Origin of the sequence: Leucobacter sp. CX87 (genome assembly GCF_018682295.1) — a bacterium.
Lineage (GTDB): Bacteria > Actinomycetota > Actinomycetes > Actinomycetales > Microbacteriaceae > Cx-87.
Genome location: NZ_JAFIRI010000004.1, coordinates 276,697 through 300,160 on the forward strand (window position 1 = coordinate 276,697; position 23,464 = coordinate 300,160).

The window sequence follows — 23,464 nt, forward strand, 5'->3', positions numbered from 1 at the left end:
GCGTGTCGATCGGCGGATCCTGCCGGGCTGTGCAGGGCCCCCAAAGCCCCACTAAATTTCCCATTTGAAAGGCAAGCATGACTGAATTTGGCGCTCTCGCCCTCTTACCCATCGCCACGGTGCTCGTGGTCTCGGTGCTCACCAAACGCGCACTCCTCGGCCTCTTCTCGGGCACCGTCGTCGGAGCACTGTTGCTCGGCGGCTGGGGCTTCTTCGACACGCTCGTCGAATACGTCGGCATCTCCTTCTCGGACGCAACCGTGCACTGGCTCGCCATTGTTGTCGTGCTGTTCGGCGTCCTGATCGCACTGTTCAGCGCCTCGGGCGCCGTCCGCGACTTCGCCGATTGGACCGAGTCGTTCGTGAACACGCGGCGGAAATCGCTGCTGCTCACCTGGCTGCTGACGATCGTCCTCTTCATCGATGACTACCTGAACGCGCTGACGGTAGGTACTTCCATGAAGCGCGTCACCGACCGCTACCGGGTTCCACGCACCATGCTCGGCTCGGTCGTCAAGCTGACTTCGGCACCCATCGCCGTCATCATCCCGTTCTCGACCTGGGCGATCTTCTTCGCGGCGCTGCTCGAAGCTGACGGCGTCACGGTCAACGGTTCGGGCTTCGCCGCGTATGTGCAGGGCATCCCGTTCATCTTCTTCGGCTGGTTCGCCCTCGCGATCGGCCTGCTGCTCGCCCTCGGCGTGCTGCCCCTGGTCGGCCCCCTCAAGCGCGCGCAGCAGCTCGCGGACGAGACGGGCGACACCCTGCCCGCCGGGCTCACCGAGGAGGAGCGCGCCGTCGAGCTCGCCTCCGAGGACGAGGCCCCGCGCCGCGGTCGCCCGCTGCCGTTCAACTTCCTGATCCCGATCATCACGCTCATCGTCGTCACGCTGGTGCGCGAGATCGACATCCTCTCGGGTGCTGCCGCCGCCGTCGTGGTCGCGCTCGCGCTCTACTTGCCGCAGCGCAAGATCACGTTCCGCCGCCTGCCCGACGCCGTGTACGAGGGCGTCGTCAACATGGGCTACGTCGTCATCCTCTTCATCCTCGCGTTCATGCTGCAGTACATGAACACGGAGATGGGCCTCGCTGAGTACGTGATCGGCGTGACCGAGCCCGTGATGACCGGCGCGCTGCTGCCCGCCGTCGTCTTCCTCGTCTGTGGCGTGTACGCCTACGCCACCGGCGCGTTCTGGGACCTCGCCGCGGTCGTCACCCCCGTGGTGCTGCCGCTCGCGATCGCGATGGGTGTCGACCCGATCCTGGCCGGCACGGCCGTGTTCTCGGGTGCGGCCCTCGGCTCGACGACCTGCCTCTACGGCGACGGGATGATCCTCGCCTCGAAGTCGGTTGGGGTAAAGCCGGTGTCGCTCATGACGGCGATCCTGCCCTATGCCGGGGCCGCCGCGGTGCTGACGCTCATCTCGTACCTGATCGCGGGCTTCGTGATGGCGTAGGTTTCGCCGGGCTGAACCGTCGAGGGGTCTCAATCTGCTGCATCGCTTCGTGCGAAGGCGCAGATTGAGACCCCTCGATTGCGTTCGGGCGGGCTAGGGGCGGGTGAGTTCCCCCGCTATCCCTTGACGGCGTCGCGCAGCTTGACGCGCGGCCCGGTGCGCAGGATCGAGCCCGAGTAGATGCGCGCGCCGAGCACCCAGACGATCGCGATCGACACGATGAGGATGGCGATCGAGACGAGCGGCTCCCACCACTCGGCGGTCCCGAGGTACATCCGCATCGGCATGCCGACCGGGGCTGAGAAGGGAATGTAGCTCATGATCGCGAGCGCGGTCGGGTTGTTGTAGAACACGATCACGGCGATGTAGGGCATCATCACCAGCATCATGACCGGGCTCGTCACCGAGCCGATGTCCTCCTGGCGCGACACGAGCGATGCGAGCGCCGCGTAGAGTGCCGCGAGCAGCACGAAGCCGAACGCGAAGAGGATGCCGAACCAGATCAGCGCGCTGCCGAGTTCGCCCAGCAGCAGGTCCTGGCCCGTCGCGAGCATGCCCACCGAGGCGAGGGCCGCGATGGCGACCACCTGGGCGAGCGCGAGGATGCTGTTGCCGAGGATCTTGCCCGCGAGCATGCTGCGTGCCGACACCGTGGCGAGCAGGATCTCGACGATGCGCGTCTGCTTCTCCTCCACCACGCTCTGCGCGATGGTCGTCCCAAAGGTCATCGCGCTCATCATGAACACGACGCCGAAGGCGATCGCGATCAGGTAGGCGAGGAACTGGCTGGTCTCGCTCGGCACGAGCAGCTCGAGCGTCGGGGCCGCGGACAGCGCCTGGATGACCTCCACGGGAGCGCTGTCCTTCGCGAGCACAGTCAGGTCGACTGGGGTGTCTCCGCCCGGCAGTACCGCGGCCTCGACCTCGCCATCCAGGACGAGCTGCTCGGCGGCGGCACGATCCTGGACGCTCGTGACCTCGAAGCCCGCGGCCTCGAGGGGCGCGGCGGCCTCGCCGACCGCGGCCACCTTGGCCGGGTCGCCGATGCCTCCGGACTGGGCGATGAACCCGCTCACGAGCACGCTCGCGAGCACGATGAGCAGCAGGATCCCGGTGGAGATCAGGAATGCCTTGCTGCGTAGGCGCGTGGTGATCTCGCGTTCCGCGATCAGCCAGGAGGCCTGTGCGGGGCCGAGGCGCCGGTGGTCGGAGAGGCTCGGGGTCTGGGTGCTCATCGCACTACCTCCTTGAAGATCTGGGCGAGCGTGGGGAATTCTTGGCCGAAGCGACGCACCGCGATGCCCGTGGCGTCCGCTCCTTGACTCTGCGCGACCGCTGCGGCCAGGACCGCCTGCGCGTCCCGCGGGCGCTCGGCATCGAATCGGGCGGTGCCGCCGTCGAGGTGGGTGACCGTGATCCCTGCCTGCTGGCGCACCCAGCCCGCGTCGGCGCTCGGGCCCTCGAGCTCGATCACGTAGCTCTGCCCCGAGTGCTCGGCGCGCAGCGACTCGCGCGAGCCTGCGGCCAGGATCCTGCCCCCGCCGATGACGACCACGTCGTCGCAGAGGCGCTCGACGATATCGAGCTGGTGCGAGGAGAACAGCACGGGGGCGCCGGCCGCGGCGTAGTCGCGCAACACCCCGAGCACGACCTCGACGGCCATCGGGTCGAGGCCAGAGAACGGCTCGTCGAGCACGAGGGCGGCGGGCTCGTGCACGAGGGCCGCGGCAATCTGGGCCCGTTGCTGGTTGCCGAGCGAGAGGCTCTCGAGGGTGTCGTTCGCGCGCTCCGTGAGGCCGAGGCGGTCGAGGAGCCCCTCCGCCGACGCCTTCGCCGCTGAGGAGCTCATGCCGTGCAGGCGGCCCAGGTAGACGAGCTGCTCGAGCACCTTCATCTTGGGGTAGAGCCCCCGCTCCTCAGGCATGTAGCCGAAGCCCGCGCGATCATCCGCCGTGACTGGCGTGCCGTTCAGCGTGACGCTGCCCGAGTCGGGCGCGAGCACCCCGAGGATGATGCGCATCGTGGTGGTCTTTCCCGCACCATTGCCACCGACGAAGCCGGTCATGCGGCCGCTCTGGACGCCAAAGCTCACGTCGTCCAGTACGCGGCGGTCGCCGAACGAACGGCTGATCCCCTGAATCTCGATCATGAAGGTTCCTTTCGTTGGGTCCAGCCTGGCAGGGCGGTCGGGGCGGCGCTTCCCCCGGCTGGCTGAGTTTCCCTCGGTCGGTGGGGAGTGTCTCCGCCTCGCGGGGGATCCGCCGCCGCGGGGTGCTCGGTACGCTGGATCGTATGATCACGACTCGGGACACGGGCGAGTGGACTCGGCCTCGTCCGACCCGCAGCGACCTCCGCCTGGACGCCGCGTTGGCGCTCGGTCTCGCGCTCGCCGCGATCACGAGTGCGCTGCTCTACCAGCGCACCGGCATCTATGCAGAGACCGCGGAGCCCTGGGTGTGGGTGCTCGGGCTGGGACTCGTCACGCTGCCCCTCGTGGCGCGACGGCGGTGGCCCGTGCCGGTCGCGATCGCGGTGTCGGTCGGGTTCTTCGTCTGCGGCCAGTTCGGGGTCCCCGAACTGCTTATCACGAACATCGGACTCTTCATCGCGCTGTACTCGGTGGGGGCGTGGGAGCCCAGGCGCCCGCTCGCGTTCTGGAGCAGGCTCGGCATCAGCGTCGCCATGGTGGTGTGGCTCGTGACGTCCCTCATCGTCGTGTCTTCCGACACCGAAGCGCTGCCGGGGATCTCACGCAGCGGGCTCTTCTCGGCGTTTGCGACCTACGCGGTCATCCAGATCTTCACGAACCTGCTGTACTTCGGCGGCGCGTTCATCTTCGGGGAGCGCTCGTGGCTGGCCGCCCGCACCCAGGCGCAGCTCGAGGCGCAGGGCCGCGAGCTCGATCTCGAGCGGCGCACGAGCGCCGAGCAGGCCGTAGCGCTCGACCGCATCGCGATCGCTCGAGAGTTGCACGACGTGGTCGCGCACCACGTCTCGGTGATGGGCATCCAGGCGGCCGTGGCAAGACGCCTGCTCGAGAAAGACCCCGAGCGGGGGCGCGAGCGGGCGAGCGCGGCGCTGGAAATCGTCGAGTCGAGCGCCGAGGCCGCGATCGCGGAACTCCGCGGGCTCGTGGGTACGCTGCGTGCGCCCGAACCCGATGAGCGTTCTTCGACCATCGGCATTGCCCAGCTTCCCGCGCTCGTCGCGGCCTCGCAGAGCGCCGGGCTCTCGACCACCCTGATCGTCGCGGGCGAGACGCGCCCGGTGCCGATGCTCGTGGACGTTGCCCTGTACCGCATCGCGCAAGAGGCGCTCACCAATGTACGCAAGCACGCGGGCCGCGGGGCCGAGGCGGCGGTCCGGCTGCGCTTCGAGGCGGGTGCCGTTGAGCTTGAGATCAGCGACACCGGAGTGGCGCAGAGTCTCGGTTCGGCGCGCGACGGCGGGGGCGGCGGGCTCGGCCTTCGCGGCATGCGCGAGCGCGCGGGAGCGGTCGGCGGGACGGTCGAGACGGTCGCCCGTGAGCGGGGCGGGTTCCTCGTGCGGACCAGGATCCCGCTGCGGGGCGACCTGCCCGACGTGGTGTTGCCCGGTTCGGAGCTGCCAGATGCAGGGTTGCCAGACGCGGGCCTGCCGGCGACGTCTGAGGTGACGGCATGATCCGGGTGCTCGTCGCCGACGATCAGGTGCTCGTGCGGTCGGGGTTCCGCATCATCCTCGAGACCGAACCGGACATCGAGGTGGTCGGCGAGGCGGCCAACGGTGCCGAGGCGGTCGCGCTCTCCTCGCGGCTCGCGCCCGACGTGATCTGCATGGACGTCGAGATGCCCGAAATGAACGGCATCGAGGCGTCGCGGCAGATTCTCGCGGGGGCAGCCTCGGGGGAAAGTCGGCCCACGCCCGCGATCCTGGTCCTCACCACCTTTGGGCACGAGGAGTACCTTTTCGACGCGCTCGCCGCGGGGGTGAGCGGCTTCCTCCTCAAGACCGCGCGGGCCGATCAGCTGATCGATGCCGTGCGCACGCTCGCGGCCGGGGGCGCGCTGCTCGGCCCGGACGTGACCCGCGCCGTCATGGAACGTGCCACCCGCGACGCCGCCCCGGCGCCGCGCCCGTCGCAGGCAGACGGCCCGCTCGCCACCGCCGGGCTGACGGATCGTGAACAAGACGTGCTGAGGCTGCTCACGACCGGGGCGACGAACTCCGAGATCGCCGAACAACTCTTCGTGGGCGAGGCGACGGTCAAGACCCACGTTTCGAACCTGCTGCAGAAGCTCGGCGCGCGCGACCGCATCCAGGCCATCGTCTGGGCCCACACGCATGGCGTGGCCTCGAGCGTCAGGGGCGCGGGCCAAGCCTAGGGGCGCTGCGCCCCCGCAAGACACTCCCGCAGCTCGACCCGGGCGGTGAGCTCGCGGGCGATGCGCGCTGCGAGTTCCGCTGCGCGGGCGGCGTCGGCGACCCGGATCGCCCACAGGCGGGTGAGCACGGGTGCTCCCGCGGTGCCCTCGGTCACCGAACCGTCGGCGGCGAAGCTTCGCGCGTGATCCGCCGGCGCGAGCACCTCGGACCATTCGAGCTCGGAGCTGGCCGCGAGCTCGTCTTCCAGCTGTGCGCAGAAGGCAACGGCCGCCTCGATGTGCACGGCCCACGAGTCGGTGTGGTGCTGCGGGGTCTCGGGCTCGCTGGCCAAGAGGAGGTATCGCATGACGGACTCCAATCCCGACGCGTGTCGTCATCGACCCGTGCCGCTGCACCTGTGTTCACCCATCGTGGCACGAAGGCCCGGGTGGCGCTATGCCTCGAGCGCTGCCTTGCCCTCCTCCTCCACGATCTGGGACAGCGCGTCGAGCACGGGCGAGTGCAGGTTCCAGCGCTGCCAGTACAGCGGCAGCTTCAGCGATCGCGACGGGGTGAGCTCGGCGAGGCGTCCGGCGGCGATCCCCTCCGCGCTCTGCGCCTCGGGCAGCATGCCCCACCCCATGCCGAGTTCGACCGCGCGTGCGAACTCAGCGGACGACGGCACGTAATGCCGCGGCGGGTCGACGCGGGCCCGGGTGGCTGCGCGCAGGTAGCGCTGCTGAAACGTGTCATGCCGGTCGAACTCGAGCATCGGTGCCGCGGCGAGGCTCGAAGCCGAGGTGCCGTTCGGGAAGTGTTGGGCGATGAACTCGGGGCTCGCGACGGCGCGGTAGCGGGCGGCGCCGATCCTGGTGGAAATGCAGCCAGGGACGGGCTCGCGCGTCGCCGTGAGCGCGGCGACGACCGTGCCGCTCCGAAGTGCCGCGGTCGAGACGGTCTCGTCGGCGCGCAGCACCTCGAAGTGCGCGCCGGTTTCGCGGGCCGCGCGGGCGAGCGCCGGCACGAACCAGGTGGCGAGTGAGTCGGCGTTCACGACGATCGGGATGATCGCGGGGCCGGATCCCGCCCCGGCGGGCCCGGCGCCCAGCTCGCGCGCCGCGTCGTCGACCAGGCGGTCGAGCTGGCGGGCGAGGCGCAGCACCGTCGCCCCCGCGGCAGTCACCGCGACGGGCCGGGTGCGCTGCAGCAATACTGAGCCGACCCGCTGCTCCATTGCCTTCACGCGCTGGCTGACGGCGGATGGCGTGATGCGCAGCCGCTTCGCCGCGCCCTCGAAGCTGCCCTCGTCGAGAATCGCAGCGAACGTGGCGAGGTGTTCGATGGGAAGCTCCATGGGCCTAGCTTAAGCAATGTTTCATCTGCATCAGAAGAATGATCCCTGCTCAATTCGTGGCGAGGCGCTTCGGCATCGTAACGTCGAAGCATGCTCCTCCCCTTTCTCGTCGGTATCGGCAGCGGCTTGTCGCTCATCATGGCGATCGGCGCGCAAAACGCCTTCGTGCTGCGCCAAGGCATTCGCCGCGAGCACGTGCTGCCGGTGGTGCTCATCTGCGGGCTGACCGACGCGCTGCTCGAGTTCGCGGGAGTCGCCGGGATCGGCTTCGTGATCGAGCGGGCGCCCGTCGTGCTCGAGATCGTGCGCTGGGGCGGCGTCGCCTTCCTGCTCTGGTACGCGTTCACGGCGGCGATGCGGGCGCGCAAGCCCGAGGCGCTCGTGGCCGGCGACGACTCGGCCGGCTCGCTGCGCCGCACCGTGCTCGCCTGCCTCGCGATCACGTACCTCAACCCGCACGTCTACCTCGACACGATGGTGCTCATGGGCTCGATTGGCAACGCCCAGGGCGACCCCGAGCGCTGGTGGTTCGCGGTCGGCGGCGCGATCGCGAGCGTGGGGTGGTTCGCCGCGCTCGGGTACGGCTCGCGCTACCTCACCCGCTTCTTCGCGAGCCCCGGCTCGTGGCAGATCCTCGACATCTGCGTCGCCGTGATCATGGTCGTGCTCGCGATCCGCATCGCGTTCGGATAGTTCGGGCCGTTGGGGCGGCCTCCCGCCGCCTGGCTTTCGGTGCGTCAAATACTTGCGGTGTTTGGGCCTCGCACCCGTACATTGCGTCACCTGGAGAGAAATTGACGCGTCTGGCAGGGGGGCATTCCGCCTCGGGCTGGACGCCCGGCAGGATCCCGCTACGCCTCAGTGGGCTACGCGTTTGAGGCCGCCCGCGACGCCGCGCCCAGCTCGGCGAGCAGCGCGTCGACCGCGGCCTCCGTCGTGTCGAACGCGCACATCAGGCGGACGGCGTTTGTGACACCCGGCCAGTCGTAGAAGTGGAATCCCGCCTCGGTGCGCACCCGATCGGCGACGCCCGCGGGCAGCGTCGCGAACACCCCGTTCGCCTCGGTGGCCTGGAAGGCGCGCGCCCCGAGTGGCTCGAGTGCGTCGACGCCGGCGCGCAGCCGCGTCGCCATCGCGTTCGCCTGGGTCGCCGAGCGCAGCCAGAGGTCGCCGTCGTACAGGGCGAGCAGCTGGGCCGAGAGGAAGCGCATCTTCGAACCGAGCTGCATGTTCATTTTGCGGATGTATTCGAAGCCGGGGGCGACGCCGGGGCGCAAGGTGACAACGGCCTCGGCCCCAATCAGGCCGTTCTTCGTCCCGCCGAGGCTGAGCAGGTCGACGCCGGCGTCGGTTGTGAACGCGGCGAGCGGTAGGCCCAGGTGCGCGGCCGCGTTCGAGATGCGCGAGCCGTCCATGTGCACGATCATGCCGCGATCGTGCGCATGCGAGGTGATCGCCCGGATCTCGTCGACGGAATAGCAGGTGCCGTACTCGGTGGTCTGCGTGATCGAGACGGCGAGCGGCTGCGCGCGGTGCGGGTCGCCCCAGCCCCAGGCCTCACGGTCGATCAGCTCGGGCGTGATCTTGCCGTTCTCGGTCGGGACGGTGAGCAGTTTGACGCCGCCGACCCGCTCGGGGGCGCCGTTCTCGTCGACGTTGATGTGTGCGGTCTGGGCGCAGATGACGGCGCCCCAGCGGGGAAGCGCGGCCTGCAGTGCGAGCACGTTCGCGCCCGTGCCGTTGAAGACGGGGAACGCTTCGGCATCCGGACCGAAGTGGCCGCGCAGCACCTCGCTGAGGCGCGCGGTCCAGCCGTCGTCGCCGTACGCGGGGGCGTGGCCAGTGCTCGCCGCGACGACCGCATCGAGTACCTCGGGGTGTGCGCCCGCGTAATTGTCCGAGGCAAAGGACCGGTCGGAGGGGGAGGAGAGCACGGCGGCGTCTGAGAGAGATGCATTCACGGGCGCCAGCCTAGCGGCGCGCCGGTGACGAACTGGTCCTTGACAACTGCGACGCGGGGTCACTAGGTTCATTAGTGAAGTAACTAACCAATGAACGAAGCGGAGGTGCCGAGTGTTCGATGATACGAAGCCCATCTTCCTGCAGCTGGCCGAACGCATCGCGGACGACATCCTGCAGGGTACGTACGCGGAGGGCGCGCAGGTTCCCTCCACGAACGAGTTCGCGGCTTTCTACCGCATCAACCCGGCGACGGCCGGGAAGGGCGTCAACCTGCTCGTTGATCAACAGATCCTCTTCAAGAAGCGCGGCATCGGCATGTTCGTCGCGGAAGGCGCGAAGAGCAAGATCGCCGCTGAGCGCGAGTCCGGTTTCTTGACCGGCTTCGTGCGGCCACTCCTGGCTGAGTCCGAGGCACTCGGGCTGAGTCTCCCCCAGACAATTTCACTGATTGAACAGGAAGCGAAGCGATGACTTACGCAATTGAAACCCGCGGGCTCACCCGCACGCACGGCGAGGTGCGCGCCCTCGACAACGTCTCCGTCCAGATCAAGCGAGGCGCCATTACGGGTCTGCTCGGCCGCAATGGAGCGGGCAAGACCACCTTCATGTCGCTCGTAACCGCGCAGGATCGAGCCTCCTCCGGCGAGGTGTTCGTCGAGGGCGAGCACCCGTTCGAGAACGCGCACGTGCTCGAAAACATGTGCTTCATCCGCGACAACCAGCGCTACCCTGACGACTATTCGTTGAAGCACGTGCTGCGCGCGGCCAAGGCATTCTTTCCAGGGTGGGACCAGGCGCTCTCCGACGAGCTTGTCCAGTTGTTTCGGATTCCGAGGAAGCAGCAGGTGAAGAAGCTCTCGCGCGGTCAGTTCTCGGCCGTCGGCATCGTGGTCGGGCTCGCCTCGCGCGCCCCGATCACCTTCTTTGACGAGCCCTACCTCGGGCTCGACGCCACCGCGCGCGGCCATTTCTACGACGTGCTGATGCGAGACTATCTCGCGCACCCCCGCACGATCGTGCTCTCGACCCACCTCATCGACGAGATGGACCAGCTGCTTGAGCGAGTCATCATCCTCGACCAGGGCCGCGTGCTCCATGACGCCGAGGTCGAGGACCTTCGCGGCGCCTCGTATCGCGTCTCGGGGCTGTCGTCGGCGGTGCAGGACTACAGCGGGGGCCGCACGGTGCTGACGCGGCACGTCGTCGGTGGGCTCGGCTCGGCCGTCATTGAGGGCACGATTTCCCCGCAGGATCGCGCCGCCGCATCGGCGCTCGGCCTTGAAATCGGCCGGGTGACGTTGCAAGAGCTCGTCGCCGCCTACGGATTCGACGGATCCGACACCCCTTCATCAGCCCCGACCGCTCGCTAGCCCGGAAGGAATTCATCATGCGTCACGTCAAGAATGTCGTCCGACTTCACCTGAACAAGCCCGAGGTCTCCTTCCTGGTGCCGCTGTTCATCCTCTTGCTGGTGCTGGTCGTCTCGGCGATTATCAGCCTCACGCTGCAGCGCGTCGGGTTCGACCCGAGCAATCCCAACTTCGAGGAGGGCGCCCGGTCGAACGGTGGGGCGGTCTGGTCGCTTCCGGGCTTCCTCGTCTACCTCGGGGTGCAGGCAGTCGCCACGACCTTCCCCTACGCGCTGGCACTGGGCAGCACCCGACGCGCTTACGTCGCGGGGACCGCGGTCGCCAACCTCATACTCGCCGCGTACATCGCCATCATTATGGTCATCTTGCTCGCGATCGAGCTGGCCACGGGACACTGGTTTGCGAATATCTACATGCTCGACTCGTTTGGCCTGGGCTCGGGCAACTTCCTGCAGCTCGCGGTGACCGCGTTCCTCGGCACTTTCACCTCGCTGAGCGTGGGCGGGCTCTTCGGGGCCATCTGGGTGCGCTTCGGCGCTCGTGGCCCGGTCTTTCTGGGTATCGGGCTCGGCCTACTCCTCGCGATCGTGCTGCTCATCACCGCTCCGTCGCTTCCCACCTTCCTTCCGACGGTCACGGGAGCCATGGTGGCCGGCACCGCCGCAGTGATGTCGCTGCTTGCGATCGGAGCCACCTGGCTCTGCATGCGGCGCACGGCGGTTCGGTAGCTCTGGAAAGCACAGCGGGCCCCGGGGAAGAGTCCCCGGGGCCCGATGTGCTTTCGCCGTCCCCACCCCTGCGTCGGAAAAGGACCCGGCGGGGAAGCGGCAGGATCCGGCCCGGCTCCCTAGTGCGCGAACCCCCGCGACACCGTCGGGCGGGGCAGCGGAGACTCAAGCGCGTCGAGGTAAGCGACCTCCTGCCGGATCACGTCGAGCAGCGAGCTCGCGAGGTCGAGCGTCAGGCCGTTGCGCACCACAATGCGCTGCACGGTGATCTCCTGGAGGTCCTCGGGCATCGGGTATGCCGGCACAAGCCAGCCGCGCATGCGCAGCCGATCGGACAGGTCGTCGAGCGTCCAATTCTCGGTGTGCCCGGGGGTGAGCCGCCACGCAAAGACCGGGATGGTCGAGCCGTCGCTGACGAGCTCGAACGCGTCCATCGCGCCGATGCCGCTCGATAAGTGCATTGCCACGCGCTGCGACTCGCCCTGCACCTCGGTGTAGCCGTCGCGGCCGAGCCTGAGGAAGAGATAGAACTGCAGCAGCACTTGCGCGCCCGGGCGCGAGAAGTTCAATGCCAGTGTCGGCATATCCCCGCCGAGGTAGCTGACGCGGAACACCATCGATTCGGGCAGGGCGGCCTCGTCTCGCCACACCACCCAGCCCAGGCCGGGATAGACGAGGCCGTACTTGTGCCCCGAGGTGTTGATCGAGGCGACGCGCGCCAGGGTGAAGTCCCAGAGCAGCTCGGGCTGCAGGAATGGCGCAACCATTCCGCCCGAGGCCCCGTCGACGTGGATCTGAATGTCGAGCCCGCGTTGCCTCTCGATCTCGTCGAGCGCCGCCTGGATCTCGGCTACCGGCTCATAGGCTCCCGTATAGGTGACGCCCAAGATCGCGACGACGCCGATCGTATGCTCGTCGACGTACGCGTCCAGCTGTGAGCCATCGAGCGCCGGATGATCCGCGCTGACGGGGACGAAGCGAGGCTCAACCTCGAAGTAGTTGCAGAACTTCTCCCAGCACACCTGCACGGCGCTCGACATCACGAGGTTCGGACGAGCGGTGTCGAGGCCGGCGGCCTCGCGCGCGTGCTGCCAGCGCCGCTTGAGCGCGAGGCCGGCGAGCATGCAGGCCTCACTTGAGCCGATCGTCGAGGTCGCGGGGGCCTTGGCGGGGTCCGGCGCGTGCCAGAGGTCCGCGAGGATCCGCTGGCAGTATTGCTCGATCGCCGCCGTCTGCGGGTACTCGTCCTTGTCGATCATGTTCTTGTCGTAGGCAGAGCGGTACAGCTCGTCCGCCTCGTCGTCCATATAGGTCGTCACGAAGGTCGCGAGGTTCAGGCGCGCGTTCCCGTCGAGCATCGTCTCGTCGCGCACGAGGTGGGCGGCGGTCTTCGGGTCCATGCCGGTATCGGCGAGCCGGTGCTTCTCGACTCGCACGGGCTCTGCCTGGCCGGATCCTGCCCGGTGGTGCAATGGGTTGATCGTGAGCTGATCTCGGTTCGTCATTTCGCCCCCTGCTCGGGCGCCCCACGCTGGGCGCGTTTCCCACACCCTAACCAGTTCTGTTGAACATCGGGAGGTCGTCTCTGTTGCTTCCGCGCGGCACCCGCTGGTGGGAGACTGGCCGCATGGCAATCCACCTCACTGACGACGTCGCCGCCGACGAGCTGCTCACGAACGATCCCCTGGCGCTCTTGGTCGGGATGCTGCTCGATCAGCAGGTCGCGATGGAGCTTGCGTTTTCCGGCCCGCTCAAGATTCAGCAGCGCCTTGGGGCATTTGATGCAGCGTCCATCGCTGCAGCAGATCCGGAACGTCTCATTGAGGTGTTCAAGCAGACCCCGGCCGTGCATCGCTTCCCCGGTTCGATGGCGGCCCGGGTGCAATTGCTCTGTCGGGTACTCGTCGACGAATGGCGGGGTGACGCGAGCGCGCTCTGGACGGACGGCAACCCCGACGGCCCGACCGTGCTCAAGCGGCTGCAGGCGCTTCCGGGGTTTGGCGAGCAGAAGGCCAAGATTTTTCTTGCGCTGCTCGGCAAGCAGTGCGGATTCGAGGGGGCTGGCTGGCGGGAGGCCGCGGGCGCCTACGGCGAGGCAGGATCGTTTCGAAGCGTCGCCGACATTGTGTCCCCGGAGTCCCTCCTCATGGTGCGGGAGCATAAGCGCGCCGCAAAGGCCGCGGCGAAGAAAGCGAGCCAGTAGGCGCCGGATTCGGCGCACACAACCTCGTCTCTCGAGGCAGATGCGCGATTGATACCGGATAGTTACCGCAGCACGCGAATTCGCTTTTCTCCCGGAATTTCGGCATTTTTGTCCGGGTTTTCCTCAGCGTATGCCCGAATGACACGCCGAGTGGTTCAATCTGTACCATTGCACTGTTAGTGGTTCGTGTAGGTTGAGCCCAGAGATTCCGAGCACCCATGGTTGTGTGTCACGGGGGCACCACATCTCGCAGGTCCGAAGAATCAAAGGCGTTTCAACGGAAGGAAAACTGAATGTTCTCGAAGTCCAACTCGCGGTTCAAGGGCGCAATTGCCCTCACCGCCCTCGCGGCCAGTGCCGCACTCGTGCTCTCGGGCTGCTCGGGCGGACTCGCCTCGGGCGATGCCGGCGGCGACAGCGGTGAAGGCCCCATCAAGCTCGGCATGCTGGCCCCGTTCTCGGGCTCGGAAGCCGCTTTCGGTGACTACATGAAGAACGGCGCTCAGCTGGCGATCGATGAGATCAATGCTGACGGCGGGATTGACGGCCGCGACCTCGAACTCGTTGTTGAGGACGATGCCTGTGACGCGACGGCCTCCGTCGCTGCGGCGCAAAAGCTCGTGACCGCCGGCGTGCTCGGCTCGGTCGGTGGCTACTGCTCGGGCGCAACGCTCCCGACGCTGCCCATCTTCGCCGAGGCGAACATCCCCATGGTCATTCCGGCAGCGAACTCGAACGCGCTCGTCGGCCAGGGTGCCTTCATGATTAACGGCACCGGCGCACAGCAGGCGGCGTCGGGGCTGCAGTTTGCGACGCAGGAAGGCGCGACGAAGGTTGCCGTCCTCAACGACCAGACTGATTACTCGAAGGACCTCGCGACGACCTTCATCGCCGACGCCGAGGCCGCGGGTTCGCCCGAGGTCGTGCTGGACGGCGCCGTCAACCCCGACGACAAGGACTTCTCGGCCAACGTCAAGGCTGTGACCGACACGAACCCCGACTTCGTCGTCTGGACCGGCTACTACCAGGCCGGCGGCCTGCTGACGCGCCAGCTGCGCGAGGCCGGCTACACCGGCCCGATCCTCGTCGGCGACGGCACGGTCGATGCTCAGTTCTCGGAGATCGCGGGCACGGAGTTCACCGAGAACGTATTCGGTACCTTCACCAAGACCCCCGACATGCTTGAGAACGCGGGCACCTGGATCGCCGACTACGAGAAGGTCTCCGGCGGCGACGCCCCGGGCCCCTACTCGATGCAGGCCTACGACGCCGTGCGCGTCGTGGCACAGGGCATGATGGACGCCGGCTCGACCGACGGCACGAAGGTCAAGGACGCCATCCAGGCGATCGACGGCCTCGAGCTCTTCTCCGGTCCGCTGAAGTTCACCGAGGACGGCACGCTCTCGGGCGGTGGCTTCGTCATCGTCAAGGTCGGACCTGAGGGCACGTTCGTTCTCCACGACGACCTGCAGGGCTAACCACATCTGACAGCAGTTCGGGGTGGCAGCGTGCGCGCTCCCACCCCGAATTGTGTCGGTGGTCAGCCTCAAGCGAGAGGTAATTCATGCTTCAACTTATTTGGAACGGCCTGTTCGTCGGCTCGTTTTACGCTCTAGTCGCTCTCGGCTACAGCATGGTCTACGGCATCATCAAGCTGCTCAACTTCGCCCACGGCGACCTGTACATGGTGGGCGCCTTCCTGTCGTTCATCATCGTCGGCGGCCTCACGGGCCTGCTGGGCGTCGTCTCGATCCCGGTGCTGCTGCTCGTCCTGCTTATCACGATGCTGCTCACCGGTGGCATCGGCGTGGTCATTGAGCGCATCGCCTACCGGCCACTGCGCAAGAGCCCCAGACTCGCCGTGCTGATCACGGCTGTGGGCGTCTCGTTCACGCTCGAGTACGCGGTGCGCCAGATCTTCGGCCCGAACCCCAAGGTCTTCCCGGTTCGGCTCTCGGGCAACCCGATCGACATTCTCGGGGCCCGCATCACCGTTGCGCAGATCGTCCTCATGGTGGTCGCAGCGCTCCTCATGTTCTTCTTGCAGCGCTACATCATGCACACCCGTGAGGGTCGCGCCATGCGCGCCATCGCGCTCGATCAAAAGGCGGCGCTCTTGATGGGCGTGAACGTCAACAAGGTCATCTCTCGCACCTTCTTCATCGGCTCCGCCCTCGCCGGCGCGGCCGGTGTGATGGCTGCCGCATACTATGGCTCGATCGACTTCTTGATGGGGTTCGTGATCGGGTTGAAGGCATTCACCGCCGCCGTGATCGGTGGCATTGGCAACCTCTATGGCGCCATGCTGGGCGGGCTGGTGCTCGGCCTCCTTGAGTCGTTCGGCACGAACTTCTTCGGCGGTGAGTGGCGCGACGTCTTCGCCTTCGGGTTCTTGATCCTGTTGCTCATCTTCAAGCCGACCGGCCTGCTGGGCGAGCGCGTAGTAGAGAGGGTCTAGTCATGGCAAAAGCACTGAACCGCCTGCCCGCCCCGATGCCGTTTATCACGCGGCCCCCGCAGCCCAAGGGCGCCCTCGCCCCCGCGACCTTCATGAAGATCGTTGCGGCGGTGCTGTTCGTCGGCGCTGCGGTGCTGCCGTTCGTTTCGGCGGCGCCCTACCTAATCTCGATCCTGACCTCGGCGTTCATCTACATCGTGCTCGCGATGGGGCTCAACGTAGTGGTCGGTTATGCCGGCCTGCTCGACCTCGGCTACATCGCCTTCATGGCGGTGGGCGCCTACACCAGCGGCATCCTCACCACTCAGTTCGGGCTCTCGATGATCGAGACCATCCCGTTTGTCGTGCTCGCCTGTGTCATCGCCGGTGTGGTGATCGGTGGCCCGACCCTGCGGTTGCGCTCCGACTACCTCGCTATCGTGACGCTCGGCTTCGGTGAGATCATTCGCATCACCGCGAACAACCTCAAAGTCACCGGCGGCCCCTCGGGCATCCACGGCATTCCCACGATGTCGTTCTTCGGTTGGTCGTTCTCGGACGGGCTGAACCTGTTCGGGGTGCAGTTCAACTCGAAGGTCCTGTTCTACTACTTCGTGCTCTTCATCGGCATTGGTATCGCCGTGGTCGCCGTCGCCCGCCTGGGCCGCGGCAAGATGGGACGCGCCTGGAAGTCCGTGCGTGACGACGAGGACGTCAGCGAGGCGATGGGCATCAACGGCTACGCCACGAAGCTCATGGCGTACATCATCGGTGCCGTCTGGGGTGGTTTCGCGGGCACGCTGATGGCGGCCCACTTAAGCGCGATATCGCCAAACAGTTTCGAGTTCTTGTACTCGGCGCTCGTGCTGATGGCCGTCGTGCTGGGCGGGATGGGATCAGTGCCCGGGGTCATCATCGGTGCACTCTTCGTGTCGCTCGCCCCCGAGTTCTTGCGTGAGTTCTCTGAGTGGCGCTTCTTGATGTTCGGCGTGCTGCTCGTGGTGGTCATGATCTTCCGCCCGAAGGGCATTTGGCCGGCGAACGCGATCCTGCCGTTCCTCAAAAAACGTGAGATTCCACCGCCCCCCGAAACTTCGACGGTGACCGTGATCGGTGAGCTTCCGAGCGAAGCGGAGGACAAGAAATGAGTGAGTCAACGCTGCACACGCCCGCAGCCGAGTCGCAGGCTTCTGCCGGGGGCGAGAAGAAGGTGCTCCTGCAGGTTTCTGACCTCGCGGTGGCCTTCGGAGGCATCAAGGCCGTCGACGGGCTGTCGTTCTCGGTGCGCGAGGGTGAGATCGTCTCGGTGATCGGCCCGAACGGCGCCGGTAAGACCTCGGCGTTCAACTGCATCTCGGGGTTCTACCGGCCTAATTCAGGATCGGTGACGTTCGACGGTGAGCCGATGACGCGCAAGAAGCCGTCGTACATCACGAAAAAGGGGATGGCGCGCACGTTCCAGAACGTGCGCCTCTTCTCAGACATGTCGGTGCTCGAGAACGTGAAGACGGGGATGCACGCCACCCTCGGCCAGAACATCTTCGACGCCATGCTGCAGAGCCCGCGCTACCGGCGCAGCGAAGAGCAGTGCACGCGCGACGCGCAGGGTTGGCTCGACTTCGTCGGCTTCCGTGCCGACGACGAGCTGCTCGTCACGCAGTTGCCCTACGGCGAGCAGCGCCGAGTCGAGATTGCGCGCGCCCTGGCGACGCAGCCGCGGCTGTTGCTGCTGGACGAGCCGGGCGCCGGCCTCAACCACAACGAGAAGGCCGAGCTGATCGACCTGATCCGGAAGATTCGCGACCTGGGCGTGAGTATCGTGCTGATCGAGCACGATATGGGCCTCGTGATGCAGATCTCCGAGCGCATCGTTGTACTCAACTACGGCAAAGAGATCGCCGATGGGACGCCCGAACAGATCAAGAACGATCCGGTCGTCATCGCGGCGTACCTGGGGGAGGAAGACTGATGAAACTCACCCTTGAAAATGTCGAGCTCTACTACAACCGAGTGCACGCGCTGCGGGACCTCTCCCTTGAAGTTAACGAGGGCGAGATCGTCTCGCTGCTCGGCAACAACGGCGCGGGCAAGACGTCGACGCTGTCGATGATCTCGGCGCTCGTGCGGGCGAAGAGCGGCACGGTGACCTGGGGAGATCGCGATCTCACCAAGCAGCAGCCGTGGGATCTCGTGGGGGCTGGCCTCCTGCACATTCCCGAGGGTCGTCGCGTCTTCTCGACGATGTCAGTGCATGAGAACCTGCTGCTCGGCGGCTACCTGGTCAAGGACCAGAAGCTGGTCGCCGACCGCGCCGATCACGCGTACGAGCTGATGCCTCGTCTTGCGGAGCGGCGCAATCAGCAGGGCGGCACGCTCTCGGGCGGCGAACAGCAGATGCTGGCGCTGGGCCGCGCCCTCGTGGGTGGCCCGAAGCTGCTGCTGCTGGACGAGCCCTCAATGGGGCTTGCGCCGCTGATCGTGAAGCAGGTGATGGAGATCATCAAGATGATCAACGCCGAGGGGACCACCATCCTCCTCGTCGAGCAGAACGCCCGTGCGGCGCTGCAGATCGCCGACCGGGCGTACGTGCTCGAGTCGGGTCGCGTCACGATGCAGGGTCCGGCTGCGGAATTGGCGCAGGATCCGCGCGTTATCGAGGCGTATCTCGGCTCGTAGACGACGCATGGCGAGGGCGGGGGTGCGATGATCGCGCCCCCGCCCTGTGCGTGCGTGCGTCTGTCTGCCTGCGTGCACCCACACCCCCGTATCTGGTGAACGCAAAGTGTCGTTTCCCGGCCTGCGAACGAGCATATTGTGCTCAGGAGATGAACAAGTGAGGCGTTCCTGCGAGATCATCCATCCCTCGTTCACAGAGGCGAGTTGGGCGACTTGTCCACAAGATCCCTGCCGGGCCCCCATAACGGGAAACCGGCAGCGAGAATCGGGGTATGCCTGCTCCGAGGCGTCCGATGCCGCCATTTCCCCGCCCGTATAGCGTTCGAGAGGCTTTGGATTCCGGGGCCAGCCGAGGTTCCCTTCGCCGTCCGTCGCTGACCAAGCCGCACCATGGAGTACGAACTGACTCCGCAGAGCTCGCCGCGAACGCCAATTTGCAAGAGCAAATGATGAATGCCGCGAGGCTCTTCGCTCCCCGTATTCGGGAGGGCGAGGCGGTCAGCCACACCTCAGCTCTCCTGATGTACGGCTGCCCAATTCGGGTCGGGTCTGAGTTGCACGTCACTGCACAACCGCATCAGGGCCAGAACCGCTCACGTGGCGTCCGTGGACACCGGCACCTGACACAGACGTCGGTCACGCAATTGCAGGGTATTCCTGTGGTGTTCGCGAAGACTGCGCTGACACACAGTGCACGGATGCTCTCGCTGCGGGAGTTGGTGGTGGCAATTGACCATTTGGTGCGGCCACCGGGGTACGCAAGAAGCCAGCCAGCGCCGGTGACGATTGAAGACCTTCTCCACTCCGCCGAGAAATATCACGGACATGGCAGCAAGACGTTCCGGCTCGCGCTGGGACTTGCGAGGCTTGGTGCCGAGTCGCGGATGGAGTCGCTAACTCGGCTTGTCCTGCATGCGTTTGGGCTCGAGGGATACTTTGAACTGCAGGTTGATCTCGAAGACGCCGATGGGTGGTTTGGCAGATTCGATCTTGTCGATCATCAGCGCAGCGTCATCGTTGAGTTTGATGGAGACCAGCACCGCACCGATAAGACGCAGTACGAGAAGGACCTGCTGCGACTTGATCGCGCTCGCGCTGCGGGCTATACCGTCATTCGCCTTCGTAGCGGTGACGTCCTCGACCGACCACTTGAAACGGCGACGCGAGTCGCCTCCGCCTTGGGCGTCGACCTTCGTCCGCACGTACTCAAGAATGCCTTACTCGCCCACGGAGGCTCACCCTTCGTCTAGTGAACGCAATGTGTTGCTTCGAGGCCGGCGAACGAGCATATTGCGTTCATAAGACGGGGGCGGAGCGGGCTCGGGGGCCGAGCGGGCTCAGGTGGCGAGAGAGACCTTGCTAGTCGAGCTCAGTGAGCGCCGAGAGCGGCACCGGCTGCGCGATCGGGCGTTTCGCGGCGCTCGCGAGCGAGGCGCTGGAGGGGGCACCCGCGCCGGCGATGGCGGCGGCGGAGAACCCGCAGACGCGGCCCTGGCACCAACCCATTCCGGCCCGGGTGACGCCCTTCTGAGAGCGGTGATCGTCGCCCGAGAGCTCGGTGCGCGCGGCGCGAATGGTACCCGCGTCGACCTCCTCGCACCGGCAGACGAGGCAGTCGTCGGTGACCCGCTCCTGCCAGCCGGCGGGGACGGGGTGCGCGAGGTGCATCGCCTCGGCGAACCCCCGCTGGCGACGCATCGAGCGCAGCTCCGAGGCGCTGGCCTCGGCCGTCCCGCCGAGGGCCTCGGCCGCGGCGACGCGGCCGGCGACTCGGCCCTCGAGCACCGCGAGGGTGGCGCCGCCCACGCCGGTGAGCTCACCCGAGAGCAAGAGCCCGGGCACGCTGCTGCGCTGCTCGCTGTCGACGGGAGCGATGAGCGAGCCGTCGGCGTCGACAGCGGTGCGCACGCCGAGCTGCACGGGAAGCTCGAGCTGCGGGGTGAAGCCCCAGCCGAGGCCGACCCCGTCGATACCGGTGAGCTCGCGCGAGCTGCCGGGGACGAGCTGCCCGTCGGCGCGCACGCGTGCGGTGCGCACCCCGGTCACGTGGTCGTCGCCCAGGATCTCGGTGAGCACGGTGCGGGTGCGGTACGGGATGCGGTGGCGCAGGAAGGTCCAGATGTAGCCGGCGCCCTCGATGGCCTTCGCGGGGACGACCGCGGCGCGGTGCGCGCGCGGGAGCCAGCCGGCGAGATTCGATGACTCGAGCACGGCCGCGACGCTGCCGCCTGCCTGGGTGATGTTCGCCGCGACGGGCAGCAGAAACGGGCCGGTGCCGGCGACGACGAAGCGCGAGCCTGGCAGCGCGCCATTCTGCTTTACGTGCGCCTGGATACCACCGGCCGCCATGACGCCGGGGAGGTCCCAGCCGGGCACGGGCAGCTGGCGGTCGTAGCCGCCGGTGGCGAGCACCAGACGGTCGGCGCGGAGGGCGGGCGTCGCGGCCGATCCGGTGCCAAAGCTCGGGGCGAGGTCGAGGCGAAACTCGCCGCTGTCGCGTTGGCGCGCGAGCCAGACGCTTGTGCCGGGGAGGTAGGTGAGGGCGCCTGAGGCGAGGCCCGCGTCGAACGCGTGTCGCAACTCTCGGTACTCGGCCCACCCGTGGTGGAACGCACCGTCGTCGACGATGCCTGCGGCCTCCGAGCGGTGGCGCCAAAACTGACCGCCGGGCTGCGTTCCGGAGTCGATCACGACGACGCGGGCGCCGCCGGCGACCGCGGATCCTGCCGCCGCGAGTCCCGCGGGGCCGGCGCCGACAATCGCAACGTCAAACCGCGGGGGCGCGCCTACAGCCTTCACTGTTCGCCACCGTGGCAGCGCACGTCCATGCCGGGGGCGAGCGGGATCATGCAAGCCCGCTGGCCCGACTCGCCATCGACCTCGACGAGGCAGTCGAAGCAGACGCCGATGCCGCAAAATAGCCCGCGCGGCGTGCCGCCGCGAGTGGTGCGCCACGCCTGGCGCCCCGAGCCAATCAGGGCCGCCGCGATGCTCGCGCCGGCGTCGGCCTCGATGGGCTCGCCCTCGAAGGTGGCCTGTACGCGGTCGGGGGTCGTCTCGCTCATGCGGCACGCTCCTCATCGAATCGTTCGGGACGGAAAGCGGCAAGGGGCAGGTCGGTGCGCTCGCCGGCGAGCGCCTGCGCGAGCAGCTTTCCGGTGCCGACGGAGAGCCCGATGCCGGCGCCCTCGTGCCCGCTGGCGTGCCAGAGACCCGGAGTGCGGGGGTCGGGCCCGATGACCGGAAGATGGTCGGGGCAGTAGGGGCGGAACCCGTGGTACTGGCGCAGGATCCGCGTGCGCTCCAGGAAGGGGAAGAGGGTGATCGCGTTTCGCGCGATGGTCGCGAGCGCCTCGGGGCTTACCGTCCCGTCAAAGCCGATGCGTTCGCGGCTCGATCCGATGAGGATGCTGCCGGCCGGAGTGCCCTCCACCACGGGTGAGGCCTGCAGGCCCTCGTCGGCGGTGGCGACGTTGTCGACGTACTCGGCGGCATAGACCTTGTGGAATACCCGGGGTGGCAGCGGCTCGGTCACGAGCACGAAGCCGCGACGGGGCAGGATCGGCAGCGCGACTCCGGCGAGCTTCGCAACCTCGCCGCTCCAGGGGCCTGCCGTGTTGACGACGTGGGCGGCGGAAAAGTCGCCGCGCGGGGTGCGCACCCCGGTGACCCGATCGCCGTCGCGCAGCAGCTCGGTGACGGGCGCGCGGGTGACGAGCGTCGCGCCGGCCAGCTGGGCGAGGCGCAGGAGGTGGGTCGCTGCCAGGATGGGCTGCACCTGGCTGTCCTCGGGGTAGAAAGCCGCGCCGAGGGCACGGTCGGTGACGTTCGGTTCGAGCGCGCGCAGCTCGCCGCTATCGAGGCGCTGGGCGTTGATGCCGAAACCACGCTGGGCGGACGAGAACCGCTCGAGGGTCTTCAGGCTCGACTCCTCGGACGCCACGATGATGCCGCCCTTGGCCTCGAACTCCCAAAGGTGGCCGAACTCGGCGAGCTCGCCTTTCCAGATGCCGAGCGAGTACTGCGTGAGTTCGAGCTCGGGGCCGAGCTCTTTGTCCGAGACGAGGATGTTTCCCTCGCAGCGTGAGGTGGTGCCGCCCGCGGGGAGGTCCCGTTCGACCACCGTGACGGACAGTCCCGCGCGAGCCGCGAAGTACGCGGTCGCGCAGCCAATGATGCCAGCGCCGATGATGACAACGTCAGAGGTTTGGGTCACGCGCTGCCCTCCGTGGGTGGTTCGCTGTCGCCGCCGGTCGCCCAGATCTCGCGGGCGTGGCTGATGTGCGCGCGCAGGAGCTGTTCGGCGCCGGCGCCATCGTCATCCTGCAGCAAGCGCAGAAGCTCGTGGTGTTCGCGGGACGAGTCCGCAAGCTTCTTGTTACGGGCGAGTGCCGACAAGCCATACATGCGGGTCCGCAGGCGAAGCTTGGTGGCGAGGTCGACGAGTTGCGGGTTGCCGGTGTAGCTCAGCAGGCGCGCGTGGAGTTCGCGGTCGTGGCGCAGGTACGCCTCGAGGTCCTCCGCGATCGCGGCCTCCAGGCAGAGGTCGGCGAGCTCGCGCAGCTCGGCGAACCCGGTCGCGGAGATCTTGCCGACGACGCCGTGTATCGATGGTGGCTCAATGAGCAGACGGATCGCCGCGAGGTCGTCGAGCTCCTTGTCGGACATGGCCGTGATCCGGAAGCCCTTGTTCTTGATCGTTTCGACGAGACCCTCGCGGGCGAGGTCCATCATCGCCTCCCGCACGGGGGTTGCCGAAACTCCGAGCGCCTGACCGAGCGTTGGTGCAGACACCACGGTGCCCTCCGCGAGCCCGCCCGTGATAATCGCGGTGCGGAGCTGCTCGAGGACCGACTCACGCAGGTTCAACGGGCGACGCAGCGGGTTGAAGCTGGCTGAGTAGGTCTGAGACTCGATCGACATGTGGGCTCCT

24 protein-coding genes are annotated in these 23,464 nt (G+C 67.4%); 14 read left to right on the plus strand and 10 right to left on the minus strand.

Going from position 1 to position 23,464, the window contains the following annotated elements; translation table 11 throughout:
* Nucleotides 1-77 precede the first annotated feature (77 nt).
* The gene (locus KOE53_RS06760; RefSeq protein ID WP_188045196.1) at nucleotides 78-1,457 is read left to right on the plus strand and encodes a Na+/H+ antiporter NhaC family protein; all 1,380 of its coding nucleotides are present in this window, start codon (nucleotides 78-80) and stop codon (nucleotides 1,455-1,457) included.
* A gap of 116 nt (nucleotides 1,458-1,573) precedes the next feature.
* Here the strand turns inward: KOE53_RS06760 and KOE53_RS06765 are convergent, their stop codons facing one another.
* Nucleotides 1,574-2,692, minus strand: coding sequence for an ABC transporter permease (locus KOE53_RS06765; RefSeq protein ID WP_188057867.1), 1,119 nt, complete (start codon nucleotides 2,690-2,692; stop codon nucleotides 1,574-1,576).
* Nucleotides 2,689-3,606, minus strand: a complete 918-nt coding sequence (locus KOE53_RS06770; protein ID WP_188057868.1) for an ABC transporter ATP-binding protein — start codon at nucleotides 3,604-3,606, stop codon at nucleotides 2,689-2,691. The genes KOE53_RS06765 and KOE53_RS06770 overlap by 4 nt, the downstream gene beginning before the upstream one ends.
* 143 nt (nucleotides 3,607-3,749) lie before the next feature.
* Between KOE53_RS06770 and KOE53_RS06775 the strand changes: the two genes are divergently transcribed.
* Both KOE53_RS06775 and KOE53_RS06780 read left to right on the plus strand, forming a co-directional pair.
* Entirely contained in the window at nucleotides 3,750-5,120 is a 1,371-nt protein-coding gene (locus tag KOE53_RS06775) for a sensor histidine kinase (RefSeq protein WP_188057869.1), read from the plus strand.
* Complete coding sequence (locus tag KOE53_RS06780) at nucleotides 5,117-5,821, plus strand: response regulator (protein ID WP_188057870.1); 705 nt, start codon at nucleotides 5,117-5,119, stop codon at nucleotides 5,819-5,821. The genes KOE53_RS06775 and KOE53_RS06780 overlap by 4 nt, the downstream gene beginning before the upstream one ends.
* Here KOE53_RS06780 and KOE53_RS06785 read toward each other — a convergent pair.
* Nucleotides 5,818-6,168, minus strand: a complete 351-nt coding sequence (locus KOE53_RS06785) for a hypothetical protein (RefSeq protein WP_188057871.1) — start codon at nucleotides 6,166-6,168, stop codon at nucleotides 5,818-5,820. The two genes, KOE53_RS06780 and KOE53_RS06785, sit on opposite strands and share 4 nt — an antisense overlap.
* 87 nt (nucleotides 6,169-6,255) lie before the next feature.
* Entirely contained in the window at nucleotides 6,256-7,155 is a 900-nt protein-coding gene (locus KOE53_RS06790; RefSeq protein ID WP_188045202.1) for a LysR family transcriptional regulator ArgP, read from the minus strand.
* Nucleotides 7,156-7,245: 90 nt separating this feature from the next.
* Here KOE53_RS06790 and KOE53_RS06795 point away from each other — a divergent pair, with 90 nt between their 5' ends.
* Nucleotides 7,246-7,848, plus strand: a complete 603-nt coding sequence (locus tag KOE53_RS06795) for a LysE/ArgO family amino acid transporter (protein WP_188057872.1) — start codon at nucleotides 7,246-7,248, stop codon at nucleotides 7,846-7,848.
* Between the two features lie 173 nt (nucleotides 7,849-8,021).
* Here KOE53_RS06795 and KOE53_RS06800 read toward each other — a convergent pair whose 3' ends face one another.
* Nucleotides 8,022-9,125 (minus strand): threonine aldolase family protein, encoded by a 1,104-nt coding sequence (locus KOE53_RS06800; RefSeq protein WP_370566954.1) that lies wholly within the window; start codon nucleotides 9,123-9,125, stop codon nucleotides 8,022-8,024.
* A 103-nt stretch (nucleotides 9,126-9,228) separates the two neighbouring features.
* On the opposite strand from KOE53_RS06800, the gene KOE53_RS06805 reads away from it, so the two are divergent.
* Genes KOE53_RS06805 through KOE53_RS06815 form a run of 3 tightly spaced genes read left to right on the plus strand, consistent with a single transcriptional unit; the run spans nucleotide 9,229 to nucleotide 11,215 of the window.
* Nucleotides 9,229-9,588 carry a GntR family transcriptional regulator gene (locus KOE53_RS06805; RefSeq protein WP_188057874.1) on the plus strand — a complete coding sequence of 120 codons (360 nt, stop codon included), beginning with the start codon at nucleotides 9,229-9,231 and terminating at the stop codon, nucleotides 9,586-9,588.
* A complete protein-coding gene (locus KOE53_RS06810) occupies nucleotides 9,585-10,487 on the plus strand; it encodes an ATP-binding cassette domain-containing protein (RefSeq protein ID WP_188057875.1) in 903 nt (300 codons plus the stop codon). Before KOE53_RS06805 ends, KOE53_RS06810 begins: the two co-directional genes overlap by 4 nt.
* 17 nt (nucleotides 10,488-10,504) lie before the next feature.
* Complete coding sequence (locus KOE53_RS06815) at nucleotides 10,505-11,215, plus strand: hypothetical protein (protein ID WP_188057876.1); 711 nt, start codon at nucleotides 10,505-10,507, stop codon at nucleotides 11,213-11,215.
* A gap of 119 nt (nucleotides 11,216-11,334) precedes the next feature.
* On the opposite strand, the gene gad is transcribed toward KOE53_RS06815, so the two are convergent.
* The gene (gene gad / locus KOE53_RS06820) at nucleotides 11,335-12,720 is read right to left on the minus strand and encodes a glutamate decarboxylase (RefSeq protein ID WP_188057877.1); all 1,386 of its coding nucleotides are present in this window, start codon (nucleotides 12,718-12,720) and stop codon (nucleotides 11,335-11,337) included.
* A 122-nt stretch (nucleotides 12,721-12,842) separates the two neighbouring features.
* On the opposite strand from gad, the gene KOE53_RS06825 reads away from it, so the two are divergent.
* From KOE53_RS06825 to KOE53_RS06855, 7 genes are all read left to right on the plus strand, one after another.
* Nucleotides 12,843-13,418, plus strand: coding sequence for an HhH-GPD-type base excision DNA repair protein (locus KOE53_RS06825; RefSeq protein WP_188057878.1), 576 nt, complete (start codon nucleotides 12,843-12,845; stop codon nucleotides 13,416-13,418).
* 293 nt (nucleotides 13,419-13,711) lie between these two features.
* Nucleotides 13,712-14,896, plus strand: coding sequence for a branched-chain amino acid ABC transporter substrate-binding protein (locus KOE53_RS06830; protein WP_188045210.1), 1,185 nt, complete (start codon nucleotides 13,712-13,714; stop codon nucleotides 14,894-14,896).
* 86 nt (nucleotides 14,897-14,982) lie between these two features.
* Nucleotides 14,983-15,876, plus strand: coding sequence for a branched-chain amino acid ABC transporter permease (locus KOE53_RS06835; protein WP_188045211.1), 894 nt, complete (start codon nucleotides 14,983-14,985; stop codon nucleotides 15,874-15,876).
* A gap of 2 nt (nucleotides 15,877-15,878) precedes the next feature.
* Nucleotides 15,879-17,003, plus strand: coding sequence for a branched-chain amino acid ABC transporter permease (locus tag KOE53_RS06840; RefSeq protein ID WP_215401681.1), 1,125 nt, complete (start codon nucleotides 15,879-15,881; stop codon nucleotides 17,001-17,003).
* The gene (locus KOE53_RS06845) at nucleotides 17,000-17,824 is read left to right on the plus strand and encodes an ABC transporter ATP-binding protein (RefSeq protein WP_188045212.1); all 825 of its coding nucleotides are present in this window, start codon (nucleotides 17,000-17,002) and stop codon (nucleotides 17,822-17,824) included. Before KOE53_RS06840 ends, KOE53_RS06845 begins: the two co-directional genes overlap by 4 nt.
* Nucleotides 17,824-18,531, plus strand: a complete 708-nt coding sequence (locus tag KOE53_RS06850; protein WP_188045213.1) for an ABC transporter ATP-binding protein — start codon at nucleotides 17,824-17,826, stop codon at nucleotides 18,529-18,531. Before KOE53_RS06845 ends, KOE53_RS06850 begins: the two co-directional genes overlap by 1 nt.
* A gap of 446 nt (nucleotides 18,532-18,977) precedes the next feature.
* On the plus strand, nucleotides 18,978-19,781 hold the full coding sequence (locus tag KOE53_RS06855; RefSeq protein ID WP_188057879.1) for an endonuclease domain-containing protein: 804 nt from the start codon (nucleotides 18,978-18,980) through the stop codon (nucleotides 19,779-19,781).
* Nucleotides 19,782-19,890: 109 nt separating this feature from the next.
* On the opposite strand, the gene KOE53_RS06860 is transcribed toward KOE53_RS06855, so the two are convergent.
* From KOE53_RS06860 to KOE53_RS06875, 4 genes are read right to left on the minus strand one after another with little or no spacing between them, the layout of a single operon-like run.
* Complete coding sequence (locus KOE53_RS06860) at nucleotides 19,891-21,330, minus strand: FAD-dependent oxidoreductase (RefSeq protein ID WP_215401682.1); 1,440 nt, start codon at nucleotides 21,328-21,330, stop codon at nucleotides 19,891-19,893.
* Nucleotides 21,327-21,596 (minus strand): (2Fe-2S)-binding protein, encoded by a 270-nt coding sequence (locus KOE53_RS06865; RefSeq protein WP_188057880.1) that lies wholly within the window; start codon nucleotides 21,594-21,596, stop codon nucleotides 21,327-21,329. Before KOE53_RS06865 ends, KOE53_RS06860 begins: the two co-directional genes overlap by 4 nt.
* On the minus strand, nucleotides 21,593-22,747 hold the full coding sequence (locus KOE53_RS06870) for an NAD(P)/FAD-dependent oxidoreductase (protein WP_188057881.1): 1,155 nt from the start codon (nucleotides 22,745-22,747) through the stop codon (nucleotides 21,593-21,595). The genes KOE53_RS06865 and KOE53_RS06870 overlap by 4 nt, the downstream gene beginning before the upstream one ends.
* Nucleotides 22,744-23,454: a GntR family transcriptional regulator gene (locus KOE53_RS06875; protein WP_188057882.1), complete on the minus strand. Its 711-nt coding sequence runs from the start codon at nucleotides 23,452-23,454 to the stop codon at nucleotides 22,744-22,746. Before KOE53_RS06875 ends, KOE53_RS06870 begins: the two co-directional genes overlap by 4 nt.
* Nucleotides 23,455-23,464: the final 10 nt, after the last annotated feature.

Bases quoted from the DNA above. Each gene is read 5' to 3' on its own strand.
- KOE53_RS06760 (WP_188045196.1), top strand. From the start codon at position 78: ATGACTGAATTTGGCGCTCTCGCCCTCTTACCCATCGCCACGGTGCTC.
- KOE53_RS06765 (WP_188057867.1), bottom strand. From the start codon at position 2,692: ATGAGCACCCAGACCCCGAGCCTCTCCGACCACCGGCGCCTCGGCCCC.
- KOE53_RS06770 (WP_188057868.1), bottom strand. From the start codon at position 3,606: ATGATCGAGATTCAGGGGATCAGCCGTTCGTTCGGCGACCGCCGCGTA.
- KOE53_RS06775 (WP_188057869.1), top strand. From the start codon at position 3,750: ATGATCACGACTCGGGACACGGGCGAGTGGACTCGGCCTCGTCCGACC.
- KOE53_RS06780 (WP_188057870.1), top strand. From the start codon at position 5,117: ATGATCCGGGTGCTCGTCGCCGACGATCAGGTGCTCGTGCGGTCGGGG.
- KOE53_RS06785 (WP_188057871.1), bottom strand. From the start codon at position 6,168: ATGCGATACCTCCTCTTGGCCAGCGAGCCCGAGACCCCGCAGCACCAC.
- KOE53_RS06790 (WP_188045202.1), bottom strand. From the start codon at position 7,155: ATGGAGCTTCCCATCGAACACCTCGCCACGTTCGCTGCGATTCTCGAC.
- KOE53_RS06795 (WP_188057872.1), top strand. From the start codon at position 7,246: ATGCTCCTCCCCTTTCTCGTCGGTATCGGCAGCGGCTTGTCGCTCATC.
- KOE53_RS06810 (WP_188057875.1), top strand. From the start codon at position 9,585: ATGACTTACGCAATTGAAACCCGCGGGCTCACCCGCACGCACGGCGAG.
- KOE53_RS06815 (WP_188057876.1), top strand. From the start codon at position 10,505: ATGCGTCACGTCAAGAATGTCGTCCGACTTCACCTGAACAAGCCCGAG.
- gad (WP_188057877.1), bottom strand. From the start codon at position 12,720: ATGACGAACCGAGATCAGCTCACGATCAACCCATTGCACCACCGGGCA.
- KOE53_RS06825 (WP_188057878.1), top strand. From the start codon at position 12,843: ATGGCAATCCACCTCACTGACGACGTCGCCGCCGACGAGCTGCTCACG.
- KOE53_RS06830 (WP_188045210.1), top strand. From the start codon at position 13,712: ATGTTCTCGAAGTCCAACTCGCGGTTCAAGGGCGCAATTGCCCTCACC.
- KOE53_RS06835 (WP_188045211.1), top strand. From the start codon at position 14,983: ATGCTTCAACTTATTTGGAACGGCCTGTTCGTCGGCTCGTTTTACGCT.
- KOE53_RS06840 (WP_215401681.1), top strand. From the start codon at position 15,879: ATGGCAAAAGCACTGAACCGCCTGCCCGCCCCGATGCCGTTTATCACG.
- KOE53_RS06845 (WP_188045212.1), top strand. From the start codon at position 17,000: ATGAGTGAGTCAACGCTGCACACGCCCGCAGCCGAGTCGCAGGCTTCT.
- KOE53_RS06850 (WP_188045213.1), top strand. From the start codon at position 17,824: ATGAAACTCACCCTTGAAAATGTCGAGCTCTACTACAACCGAGTGCAC.
- KOE53_RS06855 (WP_188057879.1), top strand. From the start codon at position 18,978: ATGATGAATGCCGCGAGGCTCTTCGCTCCCCGTATTCGGGAGGGCGAG.
- KOE53_RS06865 (WP_188057880.1), bottom strand. From the start codon at position 21,596: ATGAGCGAGACGACCCCCGACCGCGTACAGGCCACCTTCGAGGGCGAG.
- KOE53_RS06875 (WP_188057882.1), bottom strand. From the start codon at position 23,454: ATGTCGATCGAGTCTCAGACCTACTCAGCCAGCTTCAACCCGCTGCGT.